Genomic DNA, 14,168 nt, shown 5'->3' with positions numbered 1-14,168 from the left:
GGCCGCAAATGTCAGGTTTGCCGGCCGGAAGCGGGCGCAGAATGCCGATCATGCAGGCGAAGCGGAGGGAAGCGCATGGGCGCGGATGCCGATCTGATCGTGCTGGGCGGCGGGCCGGCGGGCGCGGTTTCGGCCTGGCTGGCCGCGCGCGACGGGCTGCGCGTGCTGCTGGTCGATCCCGCCCGCAGCCGGCCGCGGCTGGAGGGGCTCAGCCCGCGCCTGCACCGCTGGCTGGCGGGCCAGGGCCTGCTCGACGGGTTCGACGGTATTGCAGGCCCGCTGCGGCGGCAGGTGGACTGGGCCGGGATCAGCGAAAGCAATGCCGAGCATGTGGTCGAGCGCGCGGCGCTGGACGCGCATCTGCGCCGTTGCGCCGAAGCCGCCGGCGCCTTGCTGGTCGTCAGCAGCGGCCGGCCGGAACCGGGCGGGGTGTGGCTCGGCGGTCGAAGGCTGCGCGCGCCCATGGTCATTGACGCCAGGGGGCGCCGGTCGCACGCCGCGGGCGGCAAGGCCCCGGCCACCCTGGCGCTGTCCGGCTGGGTCGAGGCCGGCCTGCCCCCCGGCATCCGGCTGGCGGCGCTGGCGCAAGGCTGGCTCTGGCGCGTGGCGCTGCCCGACGGGCGGGTCTGGGTGCAGGCCATGCTGGATGCGGCCGGCGATGGCACGCCGGCCGACCGGCTGCGGGCCGCCATGGCCGCGGCCGAGCCCGCCCTGGCCGATGCGTCGCTGCCGGGCCCGCCGCTGGTGCGCGAGGCGGCGCCGCGCCTGCCCGAGCCGGTCGGGGCGCTGGACCTGCTGCGTGTCGGCGACGCCTTTGCCGCCATGGACCCGCTTTCCGGCCATGGCCAGTTCTGGGCGGTGTCGAGCGCGCTGGCCGCCGCCGCCGTGCGCCGCACCCTGGCGGCCCGGCCTGGCTCCGAATCCCTCTGCCGCCGCTTCCTGACCGAGCGCGCGCTGCGGACGAGCCTGCACCAGGCGCGGATCGGCCGCGATTTCCTGCGCGCCGAGCCGCGGTTTCGCGCCGAGCCCTTCTGGTCGGCGCGGCTGGGCTTTCCCGACGACCGCCCTGCCGCCGCGCCGCCGGAAAGCCCGCGCGTCGCCCGCGCCATCCTGGTCGAGGACGGGCTGCTGGCCGAGCGCGAGGTGCTGCATACCCCCGCCGCGCCGCAGGGTATCGGCTGGTTCGGCAACATTCCGGCGGCCGAGGCCTGGCGGTCATGGCAGCGGGGCGGCGCCCTTGCCCTGCAAGCCCGATGGGGCGAGGCGGGGGCACGGATCGCCAGGCAGCTCCAGCAGGCCGGGCCTCAGACCGGCTGACCCGGCGCCTCGGCCCGGCGGAACCCTGGGTGAATCGCCTGCGGCACGATCAGGCGCGCCACCCCACGGCGCTGAAATTTGGTCGGAGTCTGCCTGCTTTGCGGGAAATGACCCGGCGAATTGCCTGAAATCTTGCCAGTTCATGCCACCGGGTGATGGTCGGGCGCGCAGGAATTGGCGGCGTGCCGCCGATGCCCTCTAGTGCCCTTGAACCCGCTGGCAACGATACAAGGGGAGACAGGGATGAACAGGACTATCAGCGCAGCCGCCGTTCTGGCGATTTCGACCGGGCTTGCGGGCATCGCTTGGGCGCAGGAAGGCGAGCCGATCAAGATCGGCGTGCTGCACTCGCTCTCGGGCACCATGGCGATCTCGGAAACCACGCTGAAGGACACGGTGCTGATGATGGTCGAGCGCCAGAACGCCAAGGGCGGGCTGCTCGGCCGCCCGCTGGAGGCCGTGGTGGTCGATCCGGCCTCGGACTGGCCGCTGTTCGCCGAAAAGGCGCGCGAACTGCTGACCGTCAGCGAGGTGGACGTGATCTTCGGCGCCTGGACCTCGGTTTCCCGCAAGTCGGTGCTGCCGGTGCTGGAGGAACTGAACGGGCTGATGTTCTATCCGGTGCAATACGAGGGCGAGGAAAGCTCGAAGAACGTCATCTATACCGGCGCCGCCCCGAACCAGCAGGCGATCCCGGCGGTCGATTACATGATGGAGGAACTGGGCGTCGAGAAATGGGCGCTCTTGGGCACCGATTACGTCTATCCGCGCACCACGAACAACATCCTCGACGCCTATCTGAAGGACAAGGGCGTCGCCGTCGCGGACATCTTCGTCAACTACACCCCCTTCGGGCATTCGGACTGGTCCAAGATCGTCGCGGACGTGGTGGCGCTGGGGGCGGACGGCAAGAAGGTCGGCGTCGTCTCGACCATCAACGGCGATGCCAATGTCGGCTTCTACAAGGAACTGGCGGCGGCGGGCGTCTCGGCCGAGGACATCCCGGTCATCGCCTTCTCGGTCGGCGAGGAAGAGCTTTCCGGGCTGGATACCACGAACCTTGTCGGGCACCTGGCCGCCTGGAACTATTTCCAGTCCGCCGACACGCCCGAGAACGCCGCCTTCATCGAGGAATGGCACAAGTTCATCGGCGACGACAAGCGCGTGACCAACGATCCGATGGAGGCGACGATGATCGGCTTCAGCGCCTGGGTCGCGGCGGTGGAAAAGGCAGGCACCACCGATGTCGATCCGGTGCTGGACGCTATCGTGGGGGTCGAGGTGCCGAACCTGACCGGCGGCACGGCGACGGTCCTGCCCAACCACCACCTGACCAAGCCGGTGCTGATCGGCGAGATCCGCGCCGACGGCCAGTTCGACATCGTCAGCCAGACCGAGCCGGTGCCGGGCGACGCCTGGACCGACTACCTGCCCGAATCCGCCGTGCTGGATGCCGACTGGCCGGGCAAGCAATGCGGCATGTTCAACACCCAGACCACCAGCTGCGTGCAGGTCCAGTCGAATTACTGACCGGCTTTGGGGGCGGTGCAGCCGCCCTCTTTCGCCTCCAGACGGGAATGCCCATGACCTGCCGCCTGATCGCCTTGCTGCTGAGCCTGTTCCTGGTCTTGCCCGCCGCCGCCAATCCGGCGCTGGAAGCGGTCATCGCCGACCACCTGGACCAGATCGAGCGCCCCTCGCGCCGCACGGTCGAGCCCCTGGTGGCCCAGATCGCCGCCACCGGACCCGAGGGGCTGGGGCTGCTGTCGGCCTGGGCGGGCCGCGCGCTCGGCGTGACCGAGACGGGGCGGCTGGTGATCGTCGCGGGTGACGGCGCCACCGATGCGGTGACGGGGCAGGCTGTCAGGGGCGCGGACCCGAAGATGCTGCGGCCCAATGCCGGGGTGCGCGGCGTCATCGAATCGGCGCTGGTCGCGGGAGAGGTGTCCAGCCCCGACCGCGCCCGCCGCGCCGCCGCGCTGGCCAGCATCGCCCGCGACGGCACCCCCGAGCATCTGGCCGCCCTGCGCGCCGCCGCGCCCGATCCGGACCCCGCGCTGGCCGCCCGCCGCGCCCGGATCGAAAAGCTGCTGGCCATCCGATTCGACGCCGATCCCGCCGCGCGGGTGGCAGCCATCCAGGACATGGCGGGCGATGTGGGCCTTGATTTCCGCGCCGCGCTGAACCCTTTGCTGGCGACCCGGCGCGTGGCCTCGACCGAGGAGCCGCAGGGCGCCAATATCGCCGGCGAATTGCGCGTGGGGTCAGCCGATTTCCCGCGCGAGGCCGCCGTCGCCCTGCTGACGGCACAGGGGCTGATCCAGCCGCGCCTGACCGCCGCCGACCAGCGCAATGCGCTGGCCGCGCATATCGTCGATGGCAGGGTGGGCGGCGTTTCCGCCGCCGAGCTGTCCGATCCGCAAGCCCGCGACCGCGCCTATGAGGCGCTGGAGGGCGCGGGGACCGTCCCGCCCGCCGCGACCGAGGCCGAGACCGAGGCGGCGCTGGCAGACATCCGCTTCTTCGATATCTTTGCCGAACCCGAGGCGGCCGTGACCGACGCCGCCCGCGCCGCGCAAAGGGGTGCGGAATGGCGGCTGGTGGCGATGAAGGGGATCGACCTGGGGCTGGACGCGCTGTCTCTGGCCTCGATCTATTTCCTGGCCGCCATCGGGCTGGCGATCACCTTCGGGGTGATGCGCGTCATCAACATGGCGCATGGCGAATTCATCATGATGGGCGCCTATACCGGCTATGTCGCGCAGACCGTGATCGCGGACCGCACCCTGTCGCTGGTGGCGGCGCTGCCGCTGGCCTTCGCGGTGACCTTTGCCGCGGGCGTGGTGCTGTACCGGCTGGTGATCCGGCACCTGGCGCATCGGCCGCTGGAGACGCTGCTTGCGACCTTCGGCGTCTCGATCGCGCTGCAACAGCTTGCCAAGAACATCTTCGGCACGCAGGCCCGGCCGCTGACCGCGCCCGCATGGCTGGAGGGCGCGATCACGCTGAACGACGTGGTCTCGATCTCGACCATCCGGGTGGCGATCTTCGGGCTGGCGCTGCTGTTCCTGGGCCTGTTCCTCATCATCATGAAGCGCACGCGGCTGGGGCTGGAGGTCCGCGCGGTGACGCAAAACCCCGGCATGGCGGCCAGCATGGGGATCAACCCCGACCGCATCGCCATGCTGACCTTCGGCCTCGGCTCCGGCATCGCCGGGATCGCGGGCGTGGCCATCGGGCTGTTCGCGCAGGTCACCTCGGAGCTGGGCCAGCAATATATCGTGCAAAGCTTCATGACGGTTGTGGTCGGCGGCGTCGGCAACATCTGGGGCACCCTGGCGGGCGCCGGGCTGATCGGGGTGCTGTCGAAGGTGATCGAATCCTTCAATCCCTCGAACACGCTTGCGGCGCAGACCTTCATGATCCTGTTCATCGTGATCTTCATCCAGTTCCGGCCGCGCGGCATCATCCCGCAGCGCGGCCGTGCGGCGGAGGCGTGACATGACCCGGCAACCCTTCATCCTGCGCAACCCCTCGGCCCTGGTCGTCCTGGCGCTGCTGGCCGCCTTTACGCTTGCCGTGACGCTGATGAGCGCGGCCTACGGTTCGGGCGTCATCCCGACCTCGACCGTCAAGGTGCTGGGCAAGACGCTGTGCCTGGCGCTGGCCGCCTTGGCGATGGATCTGGTCTGGGGCTATCTGGGCATCCTGTCCCTAGGGCAGATGGCCTTCTTCGCCCTGGGCGGCTACATGATCGGGCAATGGCTGATGTATGCCCGCACCGAGGCCATCGTCGCCGCCTCGCTCTCCGGCAACCCGATCCCGCCCACCGCGCAGGAGTTGCGCGAGGCCGTGGCCAACCAGATCTTCGGCGTCGTCGGGTCCGCGGACCTGCCGCTGGTCTGGTCCTTCGCCCATTCGCTGACGGCGCAACTGGTCCTTGTCGTCGTGGTGCCGGGCCTGCTGGCGCTGGTCTTCGGCTGGCTCGCGTTCCGGTCGCGCGTGAACGGCGTGTACCTGTCGATCCTGACGCAGGCGATGACGCTGGCGCTGGCCCTGTGGCTGTTCCAGAACGACAGCGGCTTCCGGGGCAACAACGGTCTGTCGGGATTGCAGAACATCCCCGGCCTCGACGGGGTGGGGCAGGCGCGGCTGTCGATCTGGTTCCTCTGGGCCTCGGCCGCCGCCCTGGCGCTGTTCTACGTGCTGGCCGCATGGGTGGTCGGCGGCAAGTTCGGCAGCGTCATCCGCGCCATCCGCGACGACGAGACCCGCGTGCGCTTCCTGGGCTATCCGGTCGAGGGCTTCAAGCTGGCGGTCTTTACCCTGGCCGCGATGATCACCGCGATTGCGGGCGCGCTTTACTATCCGCAGGCGGGCATCATCAACCCGGCGGAGCTGATGCCCATCGCCTCGATCTACCTCGCCGTCTGGGTCGCCATCGGCGGGCGCGGGCGGCTTTACGGCGTGATGATCGGCGCCATCGTGGTCTCGCTGCTGTCAAGCTGGTTCACGGGCGGGCGCGCGCCCTCGATTCATTTGCCGGGCTATACGGTCAACTGGGTGGACTGGTGGCAGGTGGCGCTTGGCCTTTGCTTCGTGCTGGTGACGCTGTTCGCGCCCAAGGGCATCGCGGGCATCTTCGACCGGCTGGCGGGCATCCTGCCGCCGCGCCGCCACGGCCGCGACCTTGGTCCAGACCAGGGTGCATTGCAGGAGCAGGAGGCCAAGGCATGACCGCGCTGCTGGAAGTGGACGGGATCGCGGTCAGCTTCGACGGGTTCCGGGCGATCAACAACCTGTCCTTCAGCATCGGCGCGGCGGAACTGCGCGCGGTGATCGGCCCCAATGGCGCGGGCAAGACCACCTTCATGGACATCGTGACCGGCAAGACCCGGCCCGACAGCGGCGATGTGAAATTCGGCGAAAGCTCGAAATCGCTGCTGCGGATGAACGAGGCGCAGATCGCCCGCGCCGGCATCGGCCGCAAGTTCCAGCGCCCGACCGTCTTCGAGGACCAGAGCGTCGCCGCCAACCTGACCATGGCGCTGAAGGCGAGCCGCGGCCCCTTTGCGGTGCTGTTCTGGAAACCCACGGCCGCATCGGAGGCGCGGGTGGCGGAACTGGCGGCCGAGGTCGGTCTGGCCGACCACACCCACCGCAAGGCGGGAAAGTTGAGCCACGGCCAGAAGCAATGGCTGGAGATCGGCATGCTGCTGGCGCAGGAGCCGCGCCTGCTGCTGGTCGACGAGCCCGCCGCCGGCATGACCCTGGCGGAACGCGAACAGACCACCGCGCTGCTTGTCCGGCTGGCTCAGACCCGCGCCGTGGTGGTGGTCGAACATGACATGGACTTCGTGCGCCGGCTGGACTGCAAGGTGACGGTGCTGCATCAGGGATCGGTGCTGGCCGAGGGCAGCCTGGACCACGTGACCCGCAATCCCGATGTGATCGAAGTCTATCTGGGGCGCTGAGACATGCTGGAAGCCAGGAACCTGACCCTACACTACGGCGGCAGCCAGATCCTTCACGGCATCGACATCGACGCCCGGCCCGGTCGCGTGACCTGCGTGATGGGCAACAACGGCGTGGGCAAGACCTCGCTGCTGAGCCTGCTGGCCGGGCGGCATCCCCGTTCCGGCGGCACGATCCGCCTTGACGGGCGCGAACTGGGTCGGGTGACGGCCCAGCAGATGGCGCGGATGGGCGTTGGCTATGTGCCGCAGGGTAGGGCGATCTTTCCCATGCTGACCGTGCGCGAGAACATGGAGACCGGATTCGCCTGCCTGCCCCGCAACCAGCGCCGCGTCCCGGACGAGATCTTCGACAGTTTTCCCGTGCTGGCCGAGATGGCGCATCGGCGGGGCGGCGACCTTTCGGGCGGCCAGCAGCAGCAGCTTGCCATCGCCCGCGCGTTGATCGCCAAACCGCGTGTCCTGCTGCTGGACGAGCCGACCGAGGGCATCCAGCCCAACATCATTGCCCAGATCGGCCGGGTGATCGCCGCGCTTCGCGAGCGGGGCGACATGGCCATCGTGCTGGTCGAGCAATATTTCGACTTCGCCTGGGATCTGGGCAATGATTTCCTGGTGCTGGAACGGGGCCGGGCGGTGGCGCAGGGATCGAAAGCCGATCTGCGCCGTGAGGATTTGCACGCGCGGCTGGCCGGTCACGCCGCGGCATGAGGGATTTCCCCCCCGTTGGCGGGGCGGACGCAGCTCTCAGAACCCGGGCGATGCCCGGGTTGGAGCCGGAACTCCATCCGGATCGATACTGGCGCCGTCCATGTCCAGGAAATCGGCGCGGCCATATTCCAGACCGCTTCACGGCCGGGGCTTTCGAGGGAACCCTGGATCATCGGCTGATACGGGCCAATGGTCGGCTGCGTGCCGAACTGTGCCTTCGATGGCGCGGCCGGGCCCACCAACGACACCGCCGACCACCGCATCGCCTTCCTGACCGTGCCGGGCGCCGAGGTCGGCCCGCCCAAGCTGATCCGGGTGCCGAAGGGCTGCGTGCGGCAATCCGAGCTGCTGAAACGCTCCCGCGGCCGTTATCGTGCCGGCCGGAGCCCGGCCTGCGTGGCCCGTGATCCATGCCTGCCGTCGGATGCTGCGCAAGCAGCGGCATCCGGCGATGCGGGGGGCGACCGGCTCCGCGAGGAATATGGCCCCTGCGGGGTCCTATTTCGCAACGCTCACCGCTGCGCCCAGCCAGGGGGCCAGGGCGCTGAGAGCGGGGACATATTGCGCGGCGATGATCGTGCGGCAGGTCTGGACCAGCAATGGCTTCAATGCCGTCAACTCGCCGCTGCGGGTCACCAGATAGATCCGCCGCGCGAAGGCCGGGCCGGGAAGCGGCAGGATTTGCAGGAAAGGCACGTGATTCGCGCATTTGCGGATGCAGCTTGGCGTCAGGATGGTCCAGCCCAGCCCCGCCGCGACGAAGCTGATGATGGAATCGATGGTGTCGCAGGCAAAGGCATGCGGAACCTCCAGCCGGGTGCGGCGGAACTGCTGCTCGACCCGCCGCGCGATGCCCGTCGCCGCACCCGAGCGGATCATCGGCGAGGTGGTGGCGAAGCGGCGAAACGATTCCTCGTCCCGGAACGGCGGCACGTCCTTGGGCACCAGCGCGATGAACTGCTCGGAGAAAAGCTCGTGCCGGTCGAAGCGGTCGAGATCGTCGAACGGGTCCGCCGAGATGACGGCGTCCAGGTCGCCGTTGATCAGCTTCTGCCGCAGCGGCTCCATGAAGCCGCTGAAGATCGAGACCGCGTCGACGCTGTGGCGCATGGCCTTGATCAACTGCGGCACCAGCGGATCGGACAGCGAATCGATGATCCCCAGCCGCAGCTGGGTCAGGGTCGTCTGGTTGGCGTCCAGCAGCTCGTTTCTCAGCGATGCCGCCTGCGACAGCAGCCGCTCGGCGCTTTGCGCCAGCCGCCGGCCGGCCGGCGTCGGCACCATCGGCCGCGAGGCCCGGTCGAACAGCGGCACGCCCAGTTCCGCCTCGAGCCGCAGGATCTGCCGGGACACCGCCGATTGCGTCAGCTGCATCCGCTCGGCAGCGGCGGTCATGCTGCCGGTGCCAAAGACGGCGAGATACAGTTCGAGCGCATGCAGGTCGATCGCTATGCGGGGCAGGGGGCTTAGGCTGTCAGCGGCGCACATGGCGGTCACATCATGATTTTCCAGAATTATAATTAGGAGTTTTCGGGATGATGGCAAGCCAGAATCGTGCCAATCACGCAGGATGATTTAAGGTATATAATTATAATTAAACGGTTTTATAAAATTCCGTGCCACGCAAGGATCGGTCCGGCGCAGGATCGCAGGATGATTTTTGTTTTTGATGTGGCGGGGATTCGCTTTATCCACGGCGCCAGATCATCTGACAAGGGAGGAGCCTGACAATGATCACCCGCCGCACCTTCGCCGGCCTGTCGGTCAGCATCGCCATCGCCCTGGCGAGCGCAGTGCCGGCTCTGGCCGAAACCACCTTCGAAAAGATCAAGCGCACCGGCACGATGGTCGTGGGCACCGAGGCCGCCTATCCGCCGTTCGAATTCGTCAAGGACGGGCAGATCACCGGCTTCGGCCGCGACCTGCTGGACGAGATCGCCAAGTCCTGGGGTGTCGAGATCAAGCAGCTCGACCTGCCGTTCCAGGGCATCCTGCCGGGGCTTCTGGCGCAGAAGTTCGACTTCGTGGCGACCTCGGTCGGCATCAACCCCGAGCGGGCGGCGCGCTATGCCTATACGCTGCCCATCGCCGACAGCACCGCCTATGCCATCAAGCGCGCCGGCAACGACGACATCAAGGGCGTCGAGGACCTGGCCGGCAAGGTGGTGGCGACGCAGCTCGCCTCGGCCGTCGATCCGGTCGCCAAGGCGCTGGACGAGAAGTTGAAGGCCGAGGGCAAGGGCTTTTCCGAACTGAAGCTGTTCCCGACCTTCAACGATTCCTTCCTGGCGGTGGCCAACGGCACGGCGGATGCCGCCATGGCAGGGCTGCCGGTGCTGCAAAACCTGATGAACGAACGCCCGGGCGTGTTCGAGCTGGTCGGGCAGGCGGCGGATACCCAGAGCCTGAACGCCTGGGTGGTGCGCCCCGAGGACAAGGACCTGCGCGACGCCATCAACGCCGTCATTCTGGAGCTTAAGGCCAGCGGCCGCTTTGCCGACTTGCAGCAGAAATGGCTCGGCATGACCTACGACCTGCCCGAAAAGGACTACCTGCCCGAAGGGGCGCTCTGACGGGCGCGCGGCCCTTCCAGGGGGCCGCGGCGCAAGCCGAGCAGAAGCAGGAGCTAACCCTTGGACTTCGACCTTGTGGCGTTTGGTGACGCCTTCCCCCGGCTGCTGCCCGCAGCCCTCACCAACCTGACCATCGCGCTGGTGGCGATGACGCTGGCGCTGATCGGCGGCACCGTGCTGACGGTGCTGCGCACCACCGGCATCGGCCTGTTGACCGGCGCCATCGGCGTGCTCATCAGCTTCATCCGCGGCACGCCGATCCTGGTGCAGATCTTTCTGTTCTATTACGGGCTGCCGGCGCTGGGTCTGGACCTGACGCCGATCCAGGCCGGGGTACTGGCCATCGCGCTGAACAGCTCGATCTTCATCACCGAGATCATGCGCGGCGGCCTCTCCGGCATGGACCCCGGCCCGGTCGAGGCCGCCATCGCCCTGGGCGTGCGGGCGCGGACCATCTGGACGCGGGTGATCCTGCCGCAGCTTTATATCCGCATCCTGCCGCCGCTGGTCAACGAGCTGACCACCATCGTCAAGGGCACCGCGCTTTTGTCGGTCATCACCGTGGTCGAGGTGCTGCGCACCGCGCAGCAGATCGCCAACACCACCTTCCGCCCGCTCGAGGCGCTGCTGGCCGCCGCCATCGTGCTGTTCGCGCTGAACCTGGCGATCAGCCAGCTGGGCCGCCGCCTCGAAACCCGTTTCGCCGCGCGCAGGGGATAGACCATGACCCTCGATTTCTCCGTCATTCTCGACAATTGGCAGCTTTTCGCCTCGGGGCTGTGGATGACGCTGGTCGTCGCCCTGCTGTCCATCGCCGCGGGTTTCCTGCTGGCGATCCCGGTGGCGATCATGGCGCTGTCGCATCGCCGCTGGCTGCGCACCATCGCCGGGGCCTATGTGGAATGGTTCCGCAACATCCCCTTCATCGTGGTGCTGTACATCTTCTTCTACGGCCTGCCCTTCATGGGGCTGCGCCTGCCCGAGCCGGTGGTCGGCGGCATCGCCCTGGCCTTCTATGCCAGTACCTATTTCTCGGAGGTGATCCGCGGCGCGGTGCTGGCGGTGCCGAAAGGCCAGCTCGAAGCCGCGCGCGCCGTCGGCATGTCCTATTTCATGGGTATGCGCGAGGTGGTGGCGCCGCAGACGCTGCGGCTGCTGCTGCCGCCCTCGACCAATACCGCGATCTCGATGATCAAGGAAACCTCGGTGCTGTCCACCATCACCGTGGCCGAGATCACCTATCAGGGTCTGGTGGTCCAGGGCGCCACCTTCGCCCCGTTCGAGGTGTTCCTGACCACGGCGGCGCTTTACTGGCTCATCACCTCGGCCTTCGCCCATGGCATGCACCGGGTCGAGCGCGCCGCCGGCGCCGCGCAGGGCAGCCAGCAGGCCCGGCACAGCCTTGCCGACAAGTATCTTCAGCTCGGAATGCGGAGGAACAAGTGACCCGTCCCCTTCTGAAAGTCTCGAACCTGGCCAAGTCCTTCGGAACCATGACCGCGCTACGCGACATCAGCTTTGAGGTCGAGGCGGGCGAGGTGGTCTGCATCATCGGCCCCTCGGGCTGCGGCAAGAGCACGCTTCTGCGCTGCATCAACTACCTGACCTTTCCCGACGGCGGCTTCGTCGAGGTGGACGGCACCCATATCGGCCGCGAGCCGGGCCGCGACGGCAAGATGCGGATGCAGTCGCACAAGCGCATCGACCAGCTGCGGCCGATGATGGGCTTCGTGTTCCAGCAATTCAACCTGTGGCCGCACATGACCGTGCTGGAGAACATCGCCCGCGGCCCGGTCAAGGTGCAGCGCCGCCCGCGCGAGGAGGTCGAGCACCAGGCCCGCGCGCTTCTGGCCCGCTTCGGCCTGGCCGGCAAGGAGGATGCCTATCCCTCGGCCCTGTCGGGCGGCCAGAAGCAGCGCGTCGCCATCGCCCGGGCGCTGGCCATGGAGCCGCGGCTGATGCTGTTCGACGAGCCAACCTCGGCCTTGGACCCCGAGATCGTCAAGGAGGTGCTGCTGTTCCTGCGCGAGCTGGCCGACAGCGGCATGACCATGGTGATCGTGACGCATGAGATCGGCTTTGCCCGCCATGTCGCCGACCGGGTGATCTTCCTCGACGGCGGCCTGGTCGCCGAACAGGGCCCGGCCCGGCAGGTGCTGGGCGACCCGCAGAATCCCAGGCTGAGGGAATTCCTCGCCCAGATCCACGAGGTGGCCGCCCCGGCCGACCTCTCGACCCCAAGCCATTGATTTACCCGGAGGACCATTCATGACCCGCAAGCTGACCTCGGCGCCGAAGCATGGCCATACCAGCATGCTCTATTCGACCGTGCAGACCGATCTGGAGACCCTGGATGCCGATATCGCCTTTCTCGGCATTCCCTATGGCTCGGCCTATACCATGGACGAGGTGACGAACGACCAGAGCCGCGCGCCGACCGCGGTGCGGCAGGCGACGGACCGGGCGGTGCGGCTGCTCGACCGCTACGATTTCGACATCGGCGGCACGCTTTATGACGGCCGCGACGTGCGGGCGGTGGATTGCGGCGACGTGACCGGCGATCCGGCCGACCCCAAGGCGCATTCGCGCAATGCCGAAGCCGCGGTGCGCAAGATCCTTGCCGCCGGGGCGCTGCCGCTGATCATCGGCGGCGACCACGGCATCCCGATCCCGGTGCTGCGCGCCTATGACGACCAGGGGCCGATCACGCTGATCCAGATCGACGCGCATCTGGACTGGCGCGACCAGATCAACGGCGTGCATGACGGGCTGTCGAGCCCGATCCGCCGTGCCTCGGAAATGCCGCATGTGCAGGAGATCTTCCAGATCGGCATCCGCGCCCAGGGCACCGCCCGCCCCGAGGAATATGAGGCCGCACAGGCCTACGGCTCGAATATCGTCACCGCCTACGAGCTGCACGAAAAGGGCATGCCGGCGATCCTGGACCGCATCCCGGACGGCGGGCGTTATTATATCACCATCGATGCGGATGGCGTCGATCCCTCGGTGATGCCGGGCGTCGCCGGGCCGGCCTTCGGCGGCGTGACCTATTGCCAGATGCGCGACCTGCTGCACGGGCTGGTGCGCAAGGGCCGGGTGGTCGGCATGGACATTGTCGAGATCACCCCCTCGAAGGACGTGAACCAGCTGACCGCCATCGCCGCCGGGCGCTTCTTCGTGAACCTGGTCGGCGCCGCCGTCCGCGCCGGCTATTTCGACGAGCGGATCAGCCAGCGTGCCGCTCGGTCCGCTGCCTGAACATGCCCGCCCCGGCTACCTGCCGGGGCGGGCCACAGAAGATGCCACCCCAGGATTCAGGAGGTCAGCCATGTCCAATTCAGACGCCGCGCCCGTCGCGCCGATCATCTCGGTCACCGGGGTGAGCAAGTGGTATGGCGCGTTCCAGGTGCTGACCGATGTCAGCCTGTCGGTCGCCAAGGGCGAGAAGGTGGTGATCTGCGGCCCCTCCGGCTCTGGTAAATCGACGCTGATCCGCTGCCTGAACCAGCTGGAACAGCACCAGCAGGGCTCGATCGTCGTGGACGGCATCGAGCTGGGCAAGAGCGAAAGCGCCGCGCAGGCGGTGCGGCGCGAGGTCGGCATGGTGTTCCAGCATTTCAACCTGTTCCCGCATCTCGACCTGGTGCAGAACTGCGTCCTGGCGCCGATGTCGGTACGCGGCATGTCCCGGCGCGCGGCCGAGGCGATGGCGGTCAAGCTGCTGGAGCGGGTGCGGCTGGGCGAGCATGCGCATAAATATCCCTCGCAACTGTCGGGCGGCCAGCAGCAGCGCGCCGCCATCGCCCGCGCCCTGTGCATGGAGCCGCGGGTGATGCTGTTCGACGAGCCGACCTCGGCGCTGGACCCGGAGATGGTGGGCGAGGTGCTCGACACCATGCGCGGCCTGGCGGCCGAGGGCATGACGATGATGATCGTCACGCATGAGATGGGTTTCGCCCGGCAGGTGGCCGACCGGGTGGTGTTCATGGACCGGGGCCAGATCGTGGAACAGGCTCCCCCCGCCGCGTTCTTCGGCGCCCCGGTGCATGAGCGCACCCGGCGTTTCCTCAGCCAGGTCCTGCATTAAGGGAGG

General features: G+C 68.1%; 13 protein-coding genes. 12 read left to right on the top strand and 1 reads right to left on the bottom strand.

All coding sequences use genetic code 11. The annotated features are described in order from the left end of the window. The first annotated feature begins 75 nt into the window (after positions 1–75). From AQY21_RS20930 to urtE, 6 genes are all read left to right on the top strand, one after another. The gene (locus tag AQY21_RS20930) at positions 76–1,317 is read left to right on the top strand and encodes an NAD(P)/FAD-dependent oxidoreductase (protein WP_058099531.1); all 1,242 of its coding nucleotides are present in this window, start codon (positions 76–78) and stop codon (positions 1,315–1,317) included. 243 nt (positions 1,318–1,560) lie between these two features. Further along, positions 1,561–2,847, top strand: a complete 1,287-nt coding sequence (gene urtA, locus AQY21_RS20925) for an urea ABC transporter substrate-binding protein (protein ID WP_058099530.1) — start codon at positions 1,561–1,563, stop codon at positions 2,845–2,847. Positions 2,848–2,894: 47 nt separating this feature from the next. Beyond that, on the top strand, positions 2,895–4,817 hold the full coding sequence (gene urtB, locus AQY21_RS20920; protein WP_058099529.1) for an urea ABC transporter permease subunit UrtB: 1,923 nt from the start codon (positions 2,895–2,897) through the stop codon (positions 4,815–4,817). A 1-nt stretch (position 4,818) separates the two neighbouring features. Beyond that, positions 4,819–6,054 (top strand): urea ABC transporter permease subunit UrtC, encoded by a 1,236-nt coding sequence (gene urtC / locus AQY21_RS20915; protein ID WP_058099528.1) that lies wholly within the window; start codon positions 4,819–4,821, stop codon positions 6,052–6,054. Continuing rightward, positions 6,051–6,791 (top strand): urea ABC transporter ATP-binding protein UrtD, encoded by a 741-nt coding sequence (gene urtD / locus AQY21_RS20910; protein ID WP_058099527.1) that lies wholly within the window; start codon positions 6,051–6,053, stop codon positions 6,789–6,791. The genes urtC and urtD overlap by 4 nt, the downstream gene beginning before the upstream one ends. 3 nt (positions 6,792–6,794) lie before the next feature. Continuing rightward, positions 6,795–7,502 carry an urea ABC transporter ATP-binding subunit UrtE gene (urtE, locus tag AQY21_RS20905; protein ID WP_058099526.1) on the top strand — a complete coding sequence of 236 codons (708 nt, stop codon included), beginning with the start codon at positions 6,795–6,797 and terminating at the stop codon, positions 7,500–7,502. A 498-nt stretch (positions 7,503–8,000) separates the two neighbouring features. Here the strand turns inward: urtE and AQY21_RS20895 are convergent, their stop codons facing one another. Further along, entirely contained in the window at positions 8,001–8,990 is a 990-nt protein-coding gene (locus AQY21_RS20895) for a LysR family transcriptional regulator (protein WP_058099524.1), read from the bottom strand. Between the two features lie 242 nt (positions 8,991–9,232). Between AQY21_RS20895 and AQY21_RS20890 the strand changes: the two genes are divergently transcribed. The 6 genes from AQY21_RS20890 to AQY21_RS20865 all read left to right on the top strand — a co-directional run bounded on the left by AQY21_RS20890 (position 9,233) and on the right by AQY21_RS20865 (position 14,162). Next, positions 9,233–10,075, top strand: coding sequence for a transporter substrate-binding domain-containing protein (locus AQY21_RS20890; RefSeq protein WP_058099523.1), 843 nt, complete (start codon positions 9,233–9,235; stop codon positions 10,073–10,075). A gap of 60 nt (positions 10,076–10,135) precedes the next feature. Beyond that, positions 10,136–10,795, top strand: a complete 660-nt coding sequence (locus AQY21_RS20885; RefSeq protein ID WP_058099522.1) for an amino acid ABC transporter permease — start codon at positions 10,136–10,138, stop codon at positions 10,793–10,795. A gap of 3 nt (positions 10,796–10,798) precedes the next feature. After that, positions 10,799–11,521 carry an amino acid ABC transporter permease gene (locus tag AQY21_RS20880; RefSeq protein ID WP_058099521.1) on the top strand — a complete coding sequence of 241 codons (723 nt, stop codon included), beginning with the start codon at positions 10,799–10,801 and terminating at the stop codon, positions 11,519–11,521. A gap of 47 nt (positions 11,522–11,568) precedes the next feature. After that, positions 11,569–12,324 carry an amino acid ABC transporter ATP-binding protein gene (locus tag AQY21_RS20875; protein WP_203416599.1) on the top strand — a complete coding sequence of 252 codons (756 nt, stop codon included), beginning with the start codon at positions 11,569–11,571 and terminating at the stop codon, positions 12,322–12,324. A 19-nt stretch (positions 12,325–12,343) separates the two neighbouring features. Continuing rightward, positions 12,344–13,333 (top strand): agmatinase, encoded by a 990-nt coding sequence (locus AQY21_RS20870; protein ID WP_058099519.1) that lies wholly within the window; start codon positions 12,344–12,346, stop codon positions 13,331–13,333. A 70-nt stretch (positions 13,334–13,403) separates the two neighbouring features. Continuing rightward, complete coding sequence (locus AQY21_RS20865) at positions 13,404–14,162, top strand: amino acid ABC transporter ATP-binding protein (protein ID WP_058099518.1); 759 nt, start codon at positions 13,404–13,406, stop codon at positions 14,160–14,162. Positions 14,163–14,168 lie beyond the last annotated feature (6 nt).

It is taken from the genome of Paracoccus sp. MKU1, assembly GCF_001447385.1.
In the GTDB taxonomy this organism is placed as follows: Bacteria; Pseudomonadota; Alphaproteobacteria; order Rhodobacterales; family Rhodobacteraceae; genus Paracoccus.
This window is presented reverse-complemented; position numbering and strand designations above follow the sequence as displayed.

Excerpts from the sequence above, each read along its gene's own strand:
- AQY21_RS20930 (WP_058099531.1), top strand. The coding sequence starts at position 76 with ATGGGCGCGGATGCCGATCTGATCGTGCTGGGCGGCGGGCCGGCGGGC.
- urtA (WP_058099530.1), top strand. The coding sequence starts at position 1,561 with ATGAACAGGACTATCAGCGCAGCCGCCGTTCTGGCGATTTCGACCGGG.
- urtB (WP_058099529.1), top strand. The coding sequence starts at position 2,895 with ATGCCCATGACCTGCCGCCTGATCGCCTTGCTGCTGAGCCTGTTCCTG.
- urtC (WP_058099528.1), top strand. The coding sequence starts at position 4,819 with ATGACCCGGCAACCCTTCATCCTGCGCAACCCCTCGGCCCTGGTCGTC.
- urtD (WP_058099527.1), top strand. The coding sequence starts at position 6,051 with ATGACCGCGCTGCTGGAAGTGGACGGGATCGCGGTCAGCTTCGACGGG.
- urtE (WP_058099526.1), top strand. The coding sequence starts at position 6,795 with ATGCTGGAAGCCAGGAACCTGACCCTACACTACGGCGGCAGCCAGATC.
- AQY21_RS20895 (WP_058099524.1), bottom strand. The coding sequence starts at position 8,990 with ATGTGCGCCGCTGACAGCCTAAGCCCCCTGCCCCGCATAGCGATCGAC.
- AQY21_RS20890 (WP_058099523.1), top strand. The coding sequence starts at position 9,233 with ATGATCACCCGCCGCACCTTCGCCGGCCTGTCGGTCAGCATCGCCATC.
- AQY21_RS20880 (WP_058099521.1), top strand. The coding sequence starts at position 10,799 with ATGACCCTCGATTTCTCCGTCATTCTCGACAATTGGCAGCTTTTCGCC.
- AQY21_RS20875 (WP_203416599.1), top strand. The coding sequence starts at position 11,569 with ATGACCGCGCTACGCGACATCAGCTTTGAGGTCGAGGCGGGCGAGGTG.
- AQY21_RS20870 (WP_058099519.1), top strand. The coding sequence starts at position 12,344 with ATGACCCGCAAGCTGACCTCGGCGCCGAAGCATGGCCATACCAGCATG.
- AQY21_RS20865 (WP_058099518.1), top strand. The coding sequence starts at position 13,404 with ATGTCCAATTCAGACGCCGCGCCCGTCGCGCCGATCATCTCGGTCACC.